The sequence below is a fragment of the Alphaproteobacteria bacterium genome, assembly GCA_015231795.1.
Lineage (GTDB): Bacteria > Pseudomonadota > Alphaproteobacteria > Rhodospirillales > WMHbin7 > WMHbin7.
In genome coordinates this window covers 307,676-324,872 of record JADGAX010000002.1, presented here as the reverse complement: position 1 = coordinate 324,872, position 17,197 = coordinate 307,676, and the positions used below count along the sequence as shown (strand labels likewise).

The window sequence follows — 17,197 nt, the reverse complement described above, 5'->3', positions numbered from 1 at the left end:
AGGTGGCGGGGATTTTCTTTGAATATCAGTGCGTTGTGCGCCGAATTAAGCTGTCATCAAACCAAAGATGTTGCGCGATTGCCACAGTGCGCCAGTTTCATCACAGAAGCGTTGATCGCTTGTTGACCCTAAAGTCCGATCGTGGCTAGATGCTCGGACTTGGCATGTACCTGGGTGCGCCGGTAGTCGGCAGTTCCCGCGATCAAGCAGAAGAGAGGAGTTTTAAATGAAGAAAGTACTTTTCGGCACGACCGCGCTGGTTGCCGCTGGCATGTTCGGCACTGCCGCTCAGGCCGCCGAGCCGATCAAGCTGTCGGTTGGCGGTTTCATGAACCAGTTCATGGCGATCGGCGACGTCGATAGCTACACCTACGCCACGGGCCGCGTCCGCGAATACGGCAACGTTTCGCTGGTGTCGGACACCGAAGTTCACTTCAAGGGCGCCACCACGCTGGACAACGGCCTCAAGGTCGCCGTCGTGATCGAACTCGAAGCCGAGCGCACCGCTTCGGCGACCGGCCGCAACTCTGACCAGCAGTTCGTCACCCTGTCGGGTGGCTGGGGTCAGGTTCGCGTCGGTGAAATGCTGAACGCCGCCCAGCTCGTCCACAACCAGGCCCCCACCGCTGGCGCCAACAACGCCGACGCCGTGAACATGTTCCCCTCCTCGGTGCCGAACGGCAACACGATGACGGGCATGGCCAACCAGTACACTTCGGTTGACGGCATCGCCAACGCTGGTCGTTGCTCGATGGCCATTGACTACATCTCGCCGATGTTTGGCCCGTTCGCTTTCGGCATCACCTATACCCCGAACATCAACAGCCGCGGTTTCGCTCAGGAAGGCAACAGCCTGAACGATCTGATGGGCGCCGCTTTCGTCTATGCCGACAAGTGGGGTCCCGTCGCCGTCAATGCCGACGTCGCTTACGCGCGCTTCGACTATGACCACAGCATCAACGTCACTGGCTCGCTCACCAATAACGCCACTGGCGTCGTTCATGGCGTGCCCGTTGGCGTGAAGTTGGGTTATGCCGGCTTCGAATTCGGTGGTTCTTACATCCGCATCATGGACAGCATGAAGACGGGTCAGGGCACTGCCAACAACGCCGCTGCTGGTTCGTTCGACGGCTATGCCTTCGATGTCGGCGCTGCCTACACGACCGGCCCCTGGAAGTTCGGCTATGCCTACTACAAGTCTTCGCTGGCTGGCGACATCGTGACCAACCAGGGTCGCGACAAGCAGGACGTCCACAATGGTGGCGGCCAGTACACGATGGGTCCGGGCGTCGTTGTGACGGCGAACGTGGCCTATCTGAAGAACCAGGAAGAAAATGCGACCACGGTTGGCAACAAGCAAGAATCGCTTGCTCTGATCACCGGTCTGAAGCTCAGCTTCTAATCGAAGCTAAGTTCCGAACAGAAGAAGCCCCGTCAGCGCAAGCTGGCGGGGTTTTCTTTCCGTTCAATACAGAGGCTCTAAACCTCAAACATAGAAACGCCTGCTAGGCCGACAATCCGGGCACTCCTCAGTTGCCTAGCGGATTGCATCGTGACGCCTCCCAGGGCAATCACGCGGAGTTTGGCCGCCCTGGACAGGTTGCGAAATTTGATCAAGCCGAGCGGCCTAGCATCTGGGTGGCTGCTTGTTGCAAAGACTGGCGATAAAATCGCCGCATCGGCCTTGATACATGCGGCTCGCGCCAATCCCAGTGAAGAATGAGCGGCAACGCTCAACAATCGCCGGGGCTTTTTGTTGGCAAGCCAACTTAGCGACGCAGATAGGCAGGCTGATTGCGCCTGGCGCTCTGACATGTGCAGACCGTCTGCCTTCAGCTTTGCGGCCAATCTATGATTTCCAGCAACCAGAAATCGAAGTCTGCGCAGTCGGCAAAGTCCGCGCAGAGCGACGGCATAAGACGGTGGAGACGCCGCATCTTCAAAACGCAAAATAACCCAGGATCCACGCGGCAGCTTTGCAACTGCTGACAAGGGGTCTGCAAGGCGGCGATCTGTCATCAAAACAAGAACAGGCTTGCCAAAGACGGTATTGACTGGCCCCACCAGTCCTGTGTCAGTCCAAGAAATTGTCACGAATGCGTTCTTAGCGGAGAGGCGCTTGCCGGGTTGACCAAATGCCCCAGTCGCGCACTTTCACCCAGCGCCTCGGCGATGCGCCCTACAGCCAAATCCCAGCCTTCGTTCCAAAGCCGTTCTACAGGGATCAGGGAAGGCAGCCAGGGAATGGACATCGTGCCCAATCTGTCCCAATGGGCATCGGAAGCGTAAAACATCCAAACCGGCGTATCGACGGCCGCTGCCAGAAATGCGCCCGCCGAGCCATTGCAAATCAGCAGGTCAAGAGCTGCGCTTAATGCGGCAGATGCATCCAGATCGTCGAACAGATCGACATCGGCAAAATTTTCAATTCGGCAACCAAAGGCCTGCCTCGCCTCATCAAGCTCATGAGGCGCGATATTGGGCTGGCAATTAATGAAAATGACCCCCGGAACTTTCAAGATCGGGGCCCAGGGCAGCAAAGAAGGGAAGAAATGTCTCAGTCTTTCACGATTGACCGATGTGCTTCGCCAGCCGATGCCGACCTTCAGGCCTGGCCCAAGCAGTTCCAGACGCTTCTTGAACTGCATGACGGCAGAGGGGTCGGGGGTCAAATAGGCGCCTCGGCCCAAAAATGCGGACAGGCTGGGGCGATAGCGTGAAAATAGCTCGCCAAGCGGCATGTGGCGCGACGCCCGGCTGCGGCCAGGGTCAGTAATGATGCGCGCATTCGGAAAACTGCGTTTGAACAAGGTGGCCAGCTTGGGTACGGAAAGAATTTCGACTTCGCGCGTATCCTTGATCACGTCTGAAATGGCTGAAGCATAGGTAATCTGGTCGCCAACGCCCTGTTCGGGCCAGAGCAATATGGAATGATCGGCCAGTTGATCCTTGTCGTCAAAGGCCGGGAACTTAAAATTTTGGCGTCTGGCATCTCTTTGGTTGGAATCAAACCGAAAACGAAAGTCGCGCCAGCCTTCCTCAAGCCTACCCATTTGCAGAAAAATCATGCCACGACTGGTCAGAATGCCGGGATCGTTCGGCTTCAAGGCATTAGCCAGCTCGACCTGCTCAAGGCCCTTATCTGCTTGTCCCATATGGACAAGCATGGTGCCATGATTGAAAAGCACATAGGGGTCGTTAGGAAACTCGCGCAGCAATGATTCAAACAACTTGGCGGAATTTGAGAAGTCGCCAATCCGGCTGAGAAGGGTGGCCATCAGCGTGCGGTAGACGACTTGATCTGGAAAGTCCTCAATGGCCCTTTGCAGATGCGCCTCTGCGGCATCAAGATCGTTCAGCATATAAAGCGCATGGCCAAGCAGGGCATTCGCGGTGGGGTCATTGCGAATTTTGAGCGCAGCCTGGGCTTCGGTTGCGGCATCGCCATAGCGGTGCTGCTTAGAAAAAATCGTCGCCAAGGCAAGCCGTGCTTCAAAATGATCCGGCCTCAGCTTCACGTATCTTGTGAACAGCGGCTCCGCCTCGAGCGGCTTGCCAATTTCATAATAAAGACTGCCCAAATTCCACAACGCGCCCACATGTTGCGGCTGTTGCTTAAGGCAGGCTTTCAGCGCCGCTTCGGCCTCGGCCTGTCGCGTGGTTTGAAGATAAAGCGTAGCCAGATTGTACCAGGCGTCGGGAAACAAGGGCCGCAATCCGGTGGTCTGTTTCAGCAGTTGCTCGGCATCGGCGAAAGCGCCCTTCTGGGCGCACAATACGCCAAGCAAATAAAGCGCGTCGGCGTTCTTGTCATTCTGGGCTAGGGCTGTGCGATAAGCGGCTTCAGCCTGGGCAAGTTGACCTGCCTGATGCAGTTGCATGGCCTGAACCAGAAAGGGCGACATCTTCGCCTGGGTCTTTGATGTCGCCTTACCGGCCCTGCGAATCTTCCTATCCATGGTCTAAGGCGCTCCAAATTTGCGGCAAAATGGACTTCACGGATTCAGAGCGGCATTCTAAGCGGCGAAGCGGCTTGCGGGGCTATCAAAGAGTGATTCCTGACGCTTGAATCCAACGCGTCGGCGATACGCTTGACAGCCGAATCCCAGCTCTCGTTCCATAGTCTCTCAACAGGAACCAGGGATGGCAACCAGGGAATATGATCGCTGCCTAGCTTGTCCCAATGCGCATCGGCTAAGAAAAACATCCATACCGGGGTTCCAAGAGCGGCCGCCAGAAACGCGTTGGCGGAACCATTGCTAACGACAAGATCAAGCGCGGAGGAAAGGGCTGCCGTGGTGTCCAGGTCGTCAAAGAGGTCGATGTCTTCGAAATTCTCTATCCGGCACCCGAAAGCCCTGCGCGCCTCGTCCAATTCTTGAGGCTCCGACTTGGGTTGGAAATTGACAAAGACAACACCCAAAACAGAGAGGATAGGACCCAACTGCAAGAGAGAAGAAAAGAAATGCTTCTGGCGCTCGCGGTTAACAGAGGTGCTACGCCAACCGATGCCCACTTTCAATCCAGGGCCAAAAGAGTCAAGCCTAGAGCTGATACTGGCTACCTTGTCTGGATCTGAAACGAGATAGGGCGCTTTCGGAAAACTCTCGATCTTGCGACGGAACATGGAAAACAGGTCGCCGCTTGGCATATGCCGACTAGCCTTGGTTTCATGCTGGCTGGCAAACACGCGGGCCTTGGGAAATGACCGGCTGAAAAGGGGAACCAGCTTGGGGAATGTCATCAACTCGACCGCGCCCGCACGGTCAATCAAATCGGGAAGAGCAGAGACGAAGGTGATTTGCGCACCGATGCTCTGCTCAGGCCAGACTAGAACGGTCTCCTTTGCCGGATCATCGCCTGGCGACAAAGGGGGAAATGAAAAATTCAATCTTGCAACCGGATCAATGACGGTGTCAAAACGGGCGGCATATTCCCGCCAGCCCTCCTCCAATTGCCCTGCCTGAAGAAGAAGTTGCGCCCTGCAGTGGCGCATATCCGGATTGCCTTGATTCAATGCCAGGGCCGCATCGGCCTGGGCAAGAGCTTCCTCAAGCCGCCCCATATCCTTAAGGCACAAGCTGAAATTCAAACGGGTGGTGGGAACCAGTTTGACCAAATCGGCAAGCATGTCGTGCGCCTCGTCCAACTTGCCGACGCGGCGCAGCAACGAGGCAAGCAAGGTGCGTGTTTGGGTATCGTTTGGCTGATCATGGACGGCGGAGCGCAGCTCAATCTCTGCCGAATCGAATGCCTCAAGCACATACAGGGCGTGACCAAGAATGGCGCGCAAGCGGGGCAGGGGCCTGATGGACAAGGCCTGTCTGGCAATGGCTGCCGCCTCCTCAAATCTGCGGCTGCTCAGATAGGTCATGGCAAGGCGTTCCAACAGATCGGGGTGGCCCCGCGCCAAGGAATTGGCCTTGGCAAAACTGTCAGTTGCCCGATCTGATTCGCCCAGCGCTGCGAGCGCATTGCCCTGACCGACCCAATAGTCGACATTCTTGGAATCCTTGGCCAACAGCTTGGCAAAGATCTGGCGCGACGCTTCGTGTCTGCCAAGATAGGCCTGAGAAAGACCAAGATTGTAGAGTGCAGGCAAATTGTCGGGCTGTGCGCGGACAACCTTCTCGAAGCAGCGCAAAGCGGCTTCAAGCTGCCCGCTCATGCCTAGCGCCTGGCCTAGCAACATCTGCGCATCGTGGTTCGATCGACGCGCCTGGACGGCGGCCTCAAGATGGGACACGGCATCAGGCACATGGCCGCCTTGAAGCAAAATGACGCCCAACAGATGATTGGCGTCTGGGTGCTTCGGATTGACCGATAAAAGGGAGCGGCATTGCGCCGCCGCCAGGGCGTGCTGGCCAGACTGATACAGCTGAACAATCGGCGCAAAAGAGGGCTGCGTCATTAAGCGCAATCTTCCATGTCATTCATGCGACAGACGCCGTCCCTGGTTGCGAAAACAAATTCAAGCAGCATAATGTCACCATGAACAATGACGTACAACAGCATCTGGCGGAAGTTCAAGACCGCATCGCCGCTGCCTTGCGACAGGCGGGCCGCCCTGAGGGCGACGTCACCCTGGTGGCGGTCAGCAAGACGCACGAGTCCGAGCGCATCCTGCCCGCCCTGCAGGCCGGGCATCGGGTGTTTGGCGAGAACCGCGTGCAGGAAGCCAAGGCGAAATGGCCCGCCTTGCAGGAAGCGTTTCAGGACGTGGAATTGCATCTGATCGGACCCTTGCAGACCAACAAGGTCAAGGACGCCGTGGCGCTGTTCGACGTAATCGAAAGCCTTGACCGCCCTTCCTTGGCCGAGGCCCTGACCAAGGAAATGGCGCGGCAAAATCGTCGTCCCGTTTGCCTGATTCAGGTCAATAGCGGGGCCGAGCCGCAAAAGGCGGGCGTTGCTTTGCAAGACGCCGAGGCTTTCATCGAAGACTGCAAAACGAAATGGGGCCTGCCGGTGGCGGGGCTGATGTGCATTCCGCCGGTGGGCTGCGATCCCGTGGCGCATTTTGAAATCTTGCGCGCTTTGGCGGCGCGCCACGGCCTGCATATTCTTTCCATGGGCATGAGCGATGATTTCGCCCAGGCCATCGCCTGCGGTGCTACCCATGTGCGCATCGGAACGGCCATTTTTGGCAGGCGCGATTACTCGGCTTGAATGTCCAGGCAATCGCCCGGCTCGGCGCGCAACAGCAACGATCGCAAATCGTCCAGCGCCAAGGCGACGCAGCCTTCAGTGGGCGCGTAATCGGGCTTGGCCACATGCAAGAAGATGGCGCTGCCCAGATAGGGCACGGGCGGCGCGTCATTATGGCCCAGCACGGCTCCCAGGTCATATAGCGCATCCTCGCGCCACATCTTCTCGTGCGAGGCGGCGAAAGGCAGGCGGACGGGCCGGTTGTAATCAAGATGGCCGGGGTCGTCGCACCAGCCATCGTCAGGATGCAGGGCCAGAACGGGCAGGCGGGTCAGCGGCGGATCAAGCCGGTCAGGGCGAAAAAAGACGCGGCGCAAGGGAAAGCGGCCTGCGGGCGTGGCTCCATCGCCCTCGCGCTTCGCCGTCGAAACGCCGGATCTTCCCAAGGCGCATCTAAAGTTGGCGATGTTCGGGACGACCAGGGTTCCTTCAGGCGAAACGGTCAGGATCATGAGGGCGGGCCGCCTGCCTGGGTTTCAGGCACCAGCTTTTGGGTGCGGCCATATTTTTCAAGCGCGTCCGTCATGGCGCCCGCCATCCAGTCGGACTGTCCGTTCTGGGCGGCCAGCAACATCGGATGGGTGGCCGGAATGCCCTGGGCCTGCGCGATCTTCTGGGCCGGATCGACCTTGTTCATGTAAGGGGCGGCGGCGGCGAACATCTTGCCGTGCTGCAGGGGAGAAACCTTGGCCTCGAAGGTCTTGGAACTGGCGGCGGCAACCGCGCCGGGGGCGGTTGGCGGGGCGGTCAGGGGTTGAACCGCGCCGACATTAGCCAGCTTCTCGGCTGCCGATGTCGCCTGAGCGGGCATGAAAGAAGGGGGCGGCGGCGGTGGTGGAACGACAGTGGGGGCCGCCGCCAGAATCTCGGCGGGCGGCTCGGCCGCCGACATGCTAAGCGGCTGGTTCAAGGGCACGAACAAGGAACCCGTAATGGCGCCTTGCGACTGAGGGGGCTGGGCTTGCAAGGGCAAAGGGGCCTGGGCGACCGGCATCGGCGGCTGCGGCAGGATCATCGGCGGTTCTTCGGCGCTCGCCTGGGCCGTCTGTTCGTTCACGGCGTCGAAAGCCTGCATCGCCATCTCGCCAGGTTGGGCCAGCGTTTCGCCCTGCTTGGCGAATTGCGGCTGCGCCTCCTGCGGAAACAGGAAAGCCAATGCGTGTTCGCCCAAATCCTGTCCCGTATCCTGGCGAACCGTTTCGTTGGCAATGGCGCCGATCAGCCCCAAAGGGCCGCCAAACAACATGCCGCCCACGATGCGCGGCACGGGTGCGATCTCGTCGCCGGTGATGGCGCGGTAGATGGTGGAAACCACCGGCAGATGTTGCAGCGGATTGATGGCGTCAACGAAGTCCCAGAAGCTGGGCGTGTCCGACTGATTGGCGAACGGCGCCTGATCGCCCTTCGGGGCGGCGTGGGAAACGCTGGGAGCCGGGGGCGGATGAGTCTCGTAGATGTTGTTGTAGGGAAATGAAACGCTCATGGCACACCTCGTTGAACGGCAAGAGATGTTCTGCAAGGGCAGTGCCAAGTTATTAAGCCAATGAAAACAGCAAGATAGAAGAGAGGGCGCGCCAAAGGCGGCAGCTTTTACCGGGGCGGATCGGCCAAAGGGCCAAATATGCCCGCTTACCCCGGCGCTTCAAGGGACAATTAAAAAAGATGCCCGGCCTTGTCCGCCTTGGTGCGCAGATAGAATTCGTTATGGCCGTTCGAGGGAAAAACATGCGGCACGCGCTCGGCGACGTCGATGCCGTGCTTGGCCAACGCCTTGACCTTCAGGGGATTGTTGGTCAGCAGGCGAACGCTGGAAAAGCCAAGCTGGCGCAGCATTTCGGCGGCAGGCAGGTAGACGCGCTCGTCATCTTCGAATCCCAGTTCGCCATTGGCGTCCAGTGTGTCCAGGCCCGCGTCCTGAAGCCGGTAGGCGCGCAACTTGTTGACCAAACCGATGCCGCGGCCTTCCTGGGCCAGATAAAGCAACGCGCCGCCGCCCGTCTTGGCGATTTCGGCGATGGCGCCGCGCAGCTGGTCGCCGCAATCGCAGCGCAGGCTGCCCAGCAGATCGCCGGTGAAACATTCCGAATGCAGGCGCACCAGGACCGGCTGCGAAACATCCGGGTTGCCGATCAGAATGGCCAGATGTTCGATGCCGCCATCGGCGGGGCGAAAGGCCAGGATCTTGGTTTCCAGTTCGGATTCAAGCGGCACGCGCGCCCAGGCGACTTGGCGCATCGAGCGCGCCGCGGTTTCCGGATAGGCCAGGATGTCGGCCACGGTCACGGTCAGCAGGTCGTGGCTTTTGGCCAGGGCTTCGCGCTGGCCTTCCTGCGGCAGAGGGGCCATCAGGGCGGCGGGCAGAAGGCGGGCCAGCTTGGCCAGACGAACGGCGGCGCCGGCGCAGCAGGCGCCGTCAGCCGGGGCTAGGCCCATCGGGCGGGTGGCAATGGGGCGCGGCGCCAAAGGGTCGGCGATGGATTGCACGAATTCCGCATCCGCCCCGTCATCGAGGGTCAGGGAAACGGCCTCTGATTGGGCGCTGCCCAGGCCCAGAACCTCGGCCCGGCGATTGGTGATGGCCAGAACCGGGCGGCTGGCGGCCAGTTGCCTCAGTTGCTGCAAAGCCTGTTGGGTAACGGCCTCGGCGGCCAGGACCAGGCCGGACTCGCCATTCTCGCCTAACAAGATCACAAGGCCGCCCCGGCGCAGTTCCGACAGCGCCCGATCCACCTGGCGCAGGCAGGGTGAGGCCGACATTGTGTCAGAGGGGCGTTCCAAGGCGTGGGTCATCGAACTCGAGGCATACATATTAGACAAGTGCGCAACATAGCGGGAATCTGGGTTGGGTAAAAGAAAAACGCAACAAAGGGCGATCATGATAGCATGGCCACGCCATGAAATTGCGACTTTTGCTGATTTCCGACGAACCCTTGTTCCGCCAGGCCCTGGCCGCCCAGCTGGAACCGCTGGGCTTTGCCTGCACTGGCGAGGCGGGTTCCGAGCGTTTCGACGCCGTTCTGCTGGATGGCCTGCAGACGGTCGATCCGGGGCTGGGTCCTGTCCTGCGGCTGGTAGCGCCCGGCTGCGAGCCGGGTTGCGACGAAGCCTATCTGGTCAAGCCGGTGCGCCTAGCCCAATTGGCCGAGGCCTTGCAGCAAACGGCTAGGCGCGGCCATGACGAGCGCAGCTATCGGATCGGCCCCTGGCTGCTGGATGTCGGGGCGGGGATTCTGATCGGCGGGTCCGAACGTCAAAGGCTGACCGGCAAGGAGGCGGCCATTCTGGTCTATCTGTGCGATCACGATGGATTTGCCGCCAGGGACGAACTTTTGGAAAATGTCTGGGGCTATGGCTCGGGCATCAGCACGCATACGCTGGAAACCCACATCTACCGCCTGCGCCAGAAGATCGAGACCGATCCCGCCAATCCCGTCTATCTTCTGACCGAGGATGGCGGCTATCGGCTGAACATTTCGTCCGAATAGAAATCGACGATCAGCGGCACATGGTCGGAAGGCTGCGGCCAGCTTCTGGCCTCGCGCACCACCATCGATCCCGCCAGGGCGCTTTTGAGGGGCGGCGTCACCCAAATGTGATCGAGGCGCCGTCCGCGATCCGAGGCCGCCCAGTCGGCCGCCCGATAGCTCCACCAAGTGTAAAGTTTCAGATCCGGCGGCACGAAATGCCTTGGCGCGTCGATGAAGCCCAACGAGTCTTGGAAACGGTTCAGGCGCAGGACCTCGCCCGGCGTATGGCTGATGATTTTCAGCATCTGCTTGTGCGACCAAACATCGTTTTCGAGCGGGGCGACATTGAAATCACCCACCAAGATCAGCTTGTCGCTGGACGCATAGGCCGATCCGTACCATTGGGCCAGCTCTTCCAGAAATGACAGTTTGTGGGCGAATTTGTCGTTCGCCTCCGGATCGGGCAGATCGCCGCCCGCCGGAATATAGATGTTGTGCAACTCGACGCCGCCATCGAGCGAAACGATCAGATGGCGGCAATCAACGCGCCCGCACCAATTTTGGACCCGGCTGGACAGGATGGGCCGCTTCGAGAGCACCGCCACGCCGTTATAGCTTTTTTGGCCAGCGAAAGCCTGATGAGGAAAGCCAAGTTCAGCGATGGCGTCCTTGGGAAACAGATGGTCTTCGACCTTGGTTTCTTGAAGGCAGATCACGTCGGGATTGACCTCATGCGCCAGTCGCTCAAGCAGCGGCAAGCGCAAGCGCACCGAATTGATGTTCCAAGTAACCAGACGCATGAGAATGCCTTCAGCAATCAGCCTTCAGCGATCAGCTTGTCCGCCATCTTGCTGGCGGCTGAAAGCTGATGCCTGACGGCTTAGGGTGCAATCGTTATGTCCAGCGACCCCACGCCCTCGATCACGACCTGGGCATGATCGCCCTTGACCAGCGGCCCCACGCCTTCGGGCGTGCCGGTGAAGATCAGGTCGCCCGCCTCAAGGCGGACCAGCTTGGACAAATGGGCCAGCACGTCCGCCACCGGCCAGATCATGTCGGACAGATCGCCCGACTGGCGCATCTGGCCGTTCACGCTAAGCGTGATGGAACCCTTGGCGGGGTGGCCGATCTGGCTGGCCGGACGCAGGACGCCGATGGGGGCGGAATGGTCGAAGCCCTTGGCGACGTCCCAGGGCCTGCCCGCCTTCTTGGCTTGTTCTTGAAGATCGCGGCGCGTCAGATCGATGCCTGGCGCATAACCGAACACGCAATCTAGCGCCTTGTCTTGCGACAAGTCCTGGCCGCCAGATTTCAGAGCCACCACCAGCTCGGCCTCGTGGTGCAGATTGGCAGTGGCACTGGGATAGGCAAGCACGGCCCCGTTCATCACCACGGCGTCGGCGGGCTTGGCGAAAAAGAAGGGCGGCTCCTGGTCGGGGTTCGCCCCCATCTCGCGGGCATGCGCCGCGTAATTGCGCGCCACGCACCAGATGCGGCGCACGGGAAACAGATCTTTGGTTCCAGCGACCGGCACCGAAGGCTGAACAGGCGGCGAAAAGACGAAACCCATGTGACGATCCCTTTCGAAACGGATGGCGCATGGTGACGCCGATCGGGGCAAAAGAAAAGCGCCCGGTAAGGGGGGTTACCGGGCGCCGTGCTTGCTCCTTGGGGGGGGAGCAGTGAGGCTCGGCAGGGGAAACCGGCCTCACAGGCCCGAGCCATTGCGGCTCGGCCCTTCATGTTATGTATGTGGTTAAAGTTTGAAAGCAATCTAGGGGGAGATGCTGAATATCAGTCATGCATAGCGCGCATGACTACTCTACTGTAGGTTTCGCTGGTAGGGCGAAGCCTCATTCGGATCATTGAAAACAAACAGTTTTTGATCCATGGCGATGCCCGGATGGGCGTCGGAAAGGGTGATGGTGGTAAACTGGCCCTGCGGGTCGCGAACGATCCATTGGCGCAGTTGATAAGGTTCGCGGGTGAAAATCAGGGTAATGCTGCCCGCTTGCGGATCGTCGGTCTGGGCCAGGGTGATGTGCGCAAGGCCGCTTTTCTGGGCAAAATCGGTGACGGTGACGTCGCCCCCCGTCAGCTCGATTTTCTGGCGCACCAGAATGCCCGCCGGGCTGGAATCGATGGGCATTTGTGAGGTCTGCTTCAACTGGGTGTCGTGATAGACCAGCAGATGGCCGGTGCCGATGATCAGCATCGGGCTGGGCGGATCATATTCCAAACGCAGCTTGCCGGGACGCGACAGATAGAAAGTGCCCTGGGCAAAGCTGCCGTCCGGGGCCGATTGCAAGAAGCGCGCTTTGAGCGTGCGCATATCGTTCAGATAAGTCTCGGCGCGGCTTACTTCCGCTTTCTGGCTTTCGGTCAGGCTGGCGGGTTTGGCCTTGACGCTTGCGGCGCGGGCCAAGGGGACGGACTGGAACAGCAAAAAGCCAGCGGCAAGGGCTGCAAACAGGAAGGGGCGGCGATTCATCATGAGCGGAATGTAGAGAGAAAGGGCAAGGGGTTCAATGGCCCATCAAAACCGGCACATGGGATTGGGCCAGAACCTCGTGGGTGGCGCTGCCCAGCATCAAGCGCTTCAGGGGGCCTGCGTTATGCGCCCCCATGACCAATAGATCGGCCCCGCAATCCTTGACCGCGTCCAGCAATTGGCGACCACCCAGATGCTTCTTGCCCAGGCTGGCGATGATTTTGGTGTCGATCTTGGCAACATGCCGCTTGAGATAATCGACCAGATCCGGCACCACCGAGCGCGGCGTGCGCTCGCTTTCGGCGGTCAGCACCGTCACCTGTTCGGCGAAGGCGAAGAAATTGGTGGCCCCGCCCAGGGCGCGCGCGCATTCGCGGCTGCCGTTCCAGGCCACGGCGATATGTTTGCCCAGGCTGGCGGGCGGCTGATGGGGGAGCACCAGCACCGGACGCCCGGTTTCGAACAGGGCGTCCATGGTCAGGCTGTGCGACATGTCGCGCGGATCGGAGGGCAGTCCGGTCAGGATCAGATCATGCACGCGGCCCAGGCGCGCCATCACGGCATGCCGCCTGCCGGTGCGTTCGATGAAGGAAACCGAAGCGCCCGGCGGCACGGCATCGGGTGCCACGACCTCGATGCCCGAGCCTGTCAGAACCCGATCGAACACCGCCCTTGCCTGCTTGGCCCTAAGGTCGGAACGGACATCGCCGCCGCTGGCCAGCGCGTCTGCCAGATCGGAACTCATGCCGTCGCCGATGGCCGGAACCTCGGTCAGCGTGTCGGGGCGCACATGCAAGATGTCGGCATGGACGCCAAGCCGCTTCACCAGCGCCAGCGCCGCTTCCAGCGTTGCCGTGGTCTGTTCGCCGCCGTCCAGGGTTGCCAGAATGCTTTTGATCGTCATGATGATGCGACCTTAATCGTTTCGTCCTTTGTATTCAAGGCAGGGTTCGGTTACATCTAGATCATGAAACTGCGCGACCTGTTCGTTCTGCCCGGAAGCAAGACTTTCCCCAACCGATGGTTCGTCGTGCTGGGGGCGGTGCTGGTGCAATTGTCGCTGGGCGCCATTTACGCCTGGTCGGTCTTCACGCCCGCTTTGACCAAGGCGGGCTGGTCGAAGCTGGATACGCAGATCGTTTTTTCCATTGGCTTGGCCAGCTTCGCCATCGTCATGGTCTGGGCGGGCAGGCGCATCGCCGTTTGGGGGCCGCGCAAGTTGGCGGCTTCGGGCGGGCTGGTGCTGGGACTGGGCTATCTGTTGGCCGGGCTGCTGGGCGGCACAAATTTCTGGGCGCTGGCCCTGTGCATCGGCGTGGTGGGCGGGGCCGGGATCGGCCTGGGCTATGTGGTGCCCATCGCGGTCGCCATGCGCTGGTTTCCCGACAAAAAGGGCATGATCACCGGCATCGCGGTGGCCGGTTTCGGTTTCGGCGCCATGGGCTGGGTGAAGCTGGCCGACAGTTGGGGCCATCTGATTCCCTCCATCGGTCTGGCCAACACCTTCATCGTTTACGGCATCGCCTTTGCCGGGCTGGTCCTGATCGGCAGCCTATGGATGGTCTTCCCCCCTGGCGGCTGGTTGCCCCAAGGCTGGACGCCGCCGCCCAAGGCCCAAGCCAGCGCTGGGCGCGATTTCACCCCGCAAGACATGCTGAAGACCTATCAATTCTATCTGATCTTCTTAACCTTCGCGGTGGGGGCCAGCGCCGGGCTGATGGCGGTGGGGCTGATGAAGCTCTATCCGATGGAGGCCTTGCAGGCGAACGGCCTTAGTCTGGCCGAGGCCAGCGCCATTGCAGGCACGGCGATGGCCGTGTTTTTCAGCCTGGCCAACGGCATCGGGCGCATCGCCTGGGGTGCTATCAGCGATCGCATCGGCAGGCGGGCGGCCATTCTGGTGATGAGCGCCACGCAGGGCGCCATCTTTCTGGCTTTCACCCAAATGGCGGGGCACGAGGCCACGCTGTATCTGGGGGCCGCCCTGATCGGCTTTAATTTCGGCGGCAATTTCGCGCTATTTCCCACCATCACCGCCGACACGTTCGGCACCAACAGCGTGGGGCAGAATTATCCTTATGTGTTTCTGTCCTACGGCGTCGGCGGCATCGCGGGTCCCTTGTTGGGCGGAGCGCTGGGCGACCTTGGCAATTTCCCGCTGGCCTTCACTATCTGCGGCGTGGCCTGCCTGCTGGGCGCTGTGATGATCTTCTTCGTGAAACCGGCGAAGTTGGATGGGGTTGGGGGATGAGCCTCCACGGGCAGGCTTCATAGATTGCCGTCACGCTCGAGCACATAGTTGCCGAAACTGCCGGGCGGGTAATATGGCTTCTCCCATCCGACAAGTTCGTAGACATAGTCGGCGATCCACTGATCTGGCGGGCGGTCGAAATATCCCCATCCCCACAGGTCGAAGTCGTAGAAGTGCTGGCGGACTTTCTCCAGCCCGCCAGCGTTCTTAAGATAATGCGCCATGAAATCCGCCGAGCCGCCGAGGATAGAGGCTTCGGACCACCTTAAATTCACCAATCCCCAATCCGCATCGCGGCTGAAGACGACATAGGGCCAAAGCAACTCTATGGGAAGATTCTCGATAGCTACACCGTTCTCACGCCCATATAGCTCAGAAAGTGCCATGATGCCGCTGGCACGATCATGAGCTTGTCCTGACGAAGCGCAGATTTCTTCCACGCCTCGCTCAAAAAGCGTTCGGAACAATATGTCGTATTTGTCTTCAAGCTCTCCATTGCCGCCGCATTTCCCGTCACAGACCGGACCGGCATATGTCACGCAGCCGAAGCCTTCGGTAAACAGTTCCGGTATGGCAATACATATCCATGACTTGTCGATAAAGCCACCTTCGCGATGGAACTGCTCGACATCGGATCCCTCGCCACTACCCTCACGCTTGGCGGAGGGAAAAATCCGAAGACAGGTTGGCAACCAGTCCTTCTCGAATTCCTGGAGGGTGATGAGGCGGCTTTTCGACATGAAGCGGTCCCTTTTCTATTCACCTGGGTATCTTCGCTTATGCTGGAAAGTACTACCTTTCTCCTTGATTTGCACTTCGAAGGTGGTCTCGCCATTCCGGGATTTGCTCGGGTGGAGGTTCGCTGAAATGCTTTTGTCGTCTGATTCCCAGACGAGCACTCCGTCATTCTCGGTCCTCACCTTCTTCAAATCGCCATTTGCCTGCCTGATGAAGGCCTTCCAGTCCTTCTTTGCGGCGTCGAATTCCTGGCCTCTGGGCACCGGCGGCGCAATGACGTTCGATGCTTTCTCCCCAATACCGTTCAAGGTGCCGCTTCCATAGATATGCAAGCGGGTTGCCTTCTGAGCAGCCTGATCGGAAATGTTGTCGATGGCTTTCTCCATGTCGGGATGTGATTTTCCCTTTCCCAGCGCCACCGGATTGATCGATCTGATGTCCAACACATCGGGCAGATCGACTTTGGCTGGCCGCTGCTCGTGAATGATGTTGCCGCCCTTCCTGGTTTCCTGGGCAGGAAAAACTTCCTTGCCGGACAAGCGCGGCGGTTCGCTGGGATGGCCTCCAAGCGGGGGAGGTTTCCCTGCTTCTGAAGGGAAGGTCTCGATTTTCGGCTTTGCAGCCTCGGGGTCGGCAACGCTGGTCTCGCTCTTTCCCAGCATTTTACTGAACCAGTTGGGTTCTTTGGGGTGCAATTCCGGATGTGCCGCCCAATAGGCGGCCGCAGCCGTCGATGCGGCGGCAGCGCCTTCGATGACATAGGGTGCGGCCAGTGCTGCGGCTGGCGCAGCGGCGATCTGTGAGCCAGCGTCAGGCCTCTGATCTCCCAAATCGGGGCGTGGCGATAGAGTTTGTGGATAGTCCAGCAGGTTGCGAGATGATTCAGACAAATCGGAATGGGATGCAAAGCCAATCGGCGTTTGGTCTTGTTTGCGTTGCGCCAGCCAATTGAATTTGGGCAGCTTTGGTTTGGGCCAAGTCGGATCGTTGGGGTTGATGGGGGTGATGAAACGTCGGATGTCTTGCGTAGGTTCGGGCGCACCCAACAAGCCGCCCTGCAGACGCACAGGATTTTTGGGATGTTCCTTGGCTAGCTTCGAGAAGATGGGCTTGAGTGCGCGATCATCCTCGCCATCGTCCTTCAGCAACCCGTCGCCGAAGGCGGATGAAGGCTTTGGAGTCATGTTGTCCAAGAGATTGCGCGACGCCCTTTCAAGCTCGCCCTGATTGGGCTTCCAGCCTGTACCGTTGTCGGGTTGCTCGGGCATTTGCTGCGCCATTGCGCTGGAAGGCGCAAAGGCAAGGCCGCTGTCTTCCGAAGCCGTATTGCCCAGCGGCACGCCGGACGCGGTTGTACGTTTCCCGGAGGGCAGAGCCTCCGTGACTGAATTGAAGCCACCCATGGTGGACCTCCTATGATGAAGGTTGAGACGAAAACGCCCCAAAACGCAAAAGGCCACCCGGGCTGATGCCAGGGTGGCCTTTGGTCGCAATAAGGGCGGTAATTTCGGAAGGCTATTTTGCTTTCAGATGCCCGTCAAC

16 protein-coding genes are annotated in these 17,197 nt (G+C 59.7%); 4 read left to right on the top strand and 12 right to left on the bottom strand.

Annotated elements, in window-relative coordinates; all coding sequences use genetic code 11:
- Nucleotides 1-226: 226 nt before the first annotated feature.
- A complete protein-coding gene (locus tag HQL44_05730) occupies nt 227-1,402 on the top strand; it encodes a porin (GenBank protein MBF0268070.1) in 1,176 nt (391 codons plus the stop codon).
- Between the two features lie 77 nt (nt 1,403-1,479).
- Here the strand turns inward: HQL44_05730 and HQL44_05725 are convergent, their stop codons facing one another.
- Genes HQL44_05725 through HQL44_05715 form a run of 3 tightly spaced genes read right to left on the bottom strand, consistent with a single transcriptional unit; the run spans nt 1,480 to nt 5,911 of the window.
- Entirely contained in the window at nt 1,480-2,094 is a 615-nt protein-coding gene (locus HQL44_05725) for a thiamine phosphate synthase (protein ID MBF0268069.1), read from the bottom strand.
- Nucleotides 2,091-3,959, bottom strand: coding sequence for a tetratricopeptide repeat protein (locus HQL44_05720; protein MBF0268068.1), 1,869 nt, complete (start codon nt 3,957-3,959; stop codon nt 2,091-2,093). The genes HQL44_05725 and HQL44_05720 overlap by 4 nt, the downstream gene beginning before the upstream one ends.
- Before the next feature lie 44 nt (nt 3,960-4,003).
- The gene (locus HQL44_05715) at nt 4,004-5,911 is read right to left on the bottom strand and encodes a tetratricopeptide repeat protein (GenBank protein ID MBF0268067.1); all 1,908 of its coding nucleotides are present in this window, start codon (nt 5,909-5,911) and stop codon (nt 4,004-4,006) included.
- 80 nt (nt 5,912-5,991) lie between these two features.
- On the opposite strand from HQL44_05715, the gene HQL44_05710 reads away from it, so the two are divergent.
- Nucleotides 5,992-6,669 carry a YggS family pyridoxal phosphate-dependent enzyme gene (locus HQL44_05710; GenBank protein ID MBF0268066.1) on the top strand — a complete coding sequence of 226 codons (678 nt, stop codon included), beginning with the start codon at nt 5,992-5,994 and terminating at the stop codon, nt 6,667-6,669.
- On the opposite strand, the gene HQL44_05705 is transcribed toward HQL44_05710, so the two are convergent.
- From HQL44_05705 to ribA, 3 genes are all read right to left on the bottom strand, one after another.
- On the bottom strand, nt 6,657-7,160 hold the full coding sequence (locus HQL44_05705) for a L,D-transpeptidase family protein (GenBank protein ID MBF0268065.1): 504 nt from the start codon (nt 7,158-7,160) through the stop codon (nt 6,657-6,659). The two genes, HQL44_05710 and HQL44_05705, sit on opposite strands and share 13 nt — an antisense overlap.
- Nucleotides 7,157-8,191 (bottom strand): hypothetical protein, encoded by a 1,035-nt coding sequence (locus HQL44_05700; protein ID MBF0268064.1) that lies wholly within the window; start codon nt 8,189-8,191, stop codon nt 7,157-7,159. Before HQL44_05700 ends, HQL44_05705 begins: the two co-directional genes overlap by 4 nt.
- 170 nt (nt 8,192-8,361) lie before the next feature.
- Entirely contained in the window at nt 8,362-9,498 is a 1,137-nt protein-coding gene (gene ribA / locus HQL44_05695; GenBank protein ID MBF0268063.1) for a GTP cyclohydrolase II, read from the bottom strand.
- Between the two features lie 104 nt (nt 9,499-9,602).
- On the opposite strand from ribA, the gene HQL44_05690 reads away from it, so the two are divergent.
- Entirely contained in the window at nt 9,603-10,193 is a 591-nt protein-coding gene (locus tag HQL44_05690) for a response regulator transcription factor (GenBank protein ID MBF0268062.1), read from the top strand.
- On the opposite strand, the gene HQL44_05685 is transcribed toward HQL44_05690, so the two are convergent.
- The 4 genes from HQL44_05685 to HQL44_05670 all read right to left on the bottom strand — a co-directional run bounded on the left by HQL44_05685 (nt 10,166) and on the right by HQL44_05670 (nt 13,570).
- Nucleotides 10,166-10,975, bottom strand: coding sequence for an exodeoxyribonuclease III (locus HQL44_05685; protein ID MBF0268061.1), 810 nt, complete (start codon nt 10,973-10,975; stop codon nt 10,166-10,168). The two genes, HQL44_05690 and HQL44_05685, sit on opposite strands and share 28 nt — an antisense overlap.
- A gap of 80 nt (nt 10,976-11,055) precedes the next feature.
- The gene (locus tag HQL44_05680; protein MBF0268060.1) at nt 11,056-11,745 is read right to left on the bottom strand and encodes a fumarylacetoacetate hydrolase family protein; all 690 of its coding nucleotides are present in this window, start codon (nt 11,743-11,745) and stop codon (nt 11,056-11,058) included.
- A 252-nt stretch (nt 11,746-11,997) separates the two neighbouring features.
- Nucleotides 11,998-12,666 (bottom strand): outer membrane lipoprotein carrier protein LolA, encoded by a 669-nt coding sequence (locus HQL44_05675; GenBank protein MBF0268059.1) that lies wholly within the window; start codon nt 12,664-12,666, stop codon nt 11,998-12,000.
- A gap of 34 nt (nt 12,667-12,700) precedes the next feature.
- On the bottom strand, nt 12,701-13,570 hold the full coding sequence (locus HQL44_05670; GenBank protein ID MBF0268058.1) for a universal stress protein: 870 nt from the start codon (nt 13,568-13,570) through the stop codon (nt 12,701-12,703).
- A 63-nt stretch (nt 13,571-13,633) separates the two neighbouring features.
- Here HQL44_05670 and HQL44_05665 point away from each other — a divergent pair, with 63 nt between their 5' ends.
- On the top strand, nt 13,634-14,917 hold the full coding sequence (locus tag HQL44_05665) for an OFA family MFS transporter (protein ID MBF0268057.1): 1,284 nt from the start codon (nt 13,634-13,636) through the stop codon (nt 14,915-14,917).
- Nucleotides 14,918-14,934: 17 nt separating this feature from the next.
- Here the strand turns inward: HQL44_05665 and HQL44_05660 are convergent, their stop codons facing one another.
- Nucleotides 14,935-15,657, bottom strand: coding sequence for a hypothetical protein (locus HQL44_05660; protein MBF0268056.1), 723 nt, complete (start codon nt 15,655-15,657; stop codon nt 14,935-14,937).
- Nucleotides 15,658-15,672: 15 nt separating this feature from the next.
- The gene (locus HQL44_05655; protein ID MBF0268055.1) at nt 15,673-17,058 is read right to left on the bottom strand and encodes a hypothetical protein; all 1,386 of its coding nucleotides are present in this window, start codon (nt 17,056-17,058) and stop codon (nt 15,673-15,675) included.
- Nucleotides 17,059-17,197: the final 139 nt, after the last annotated feature.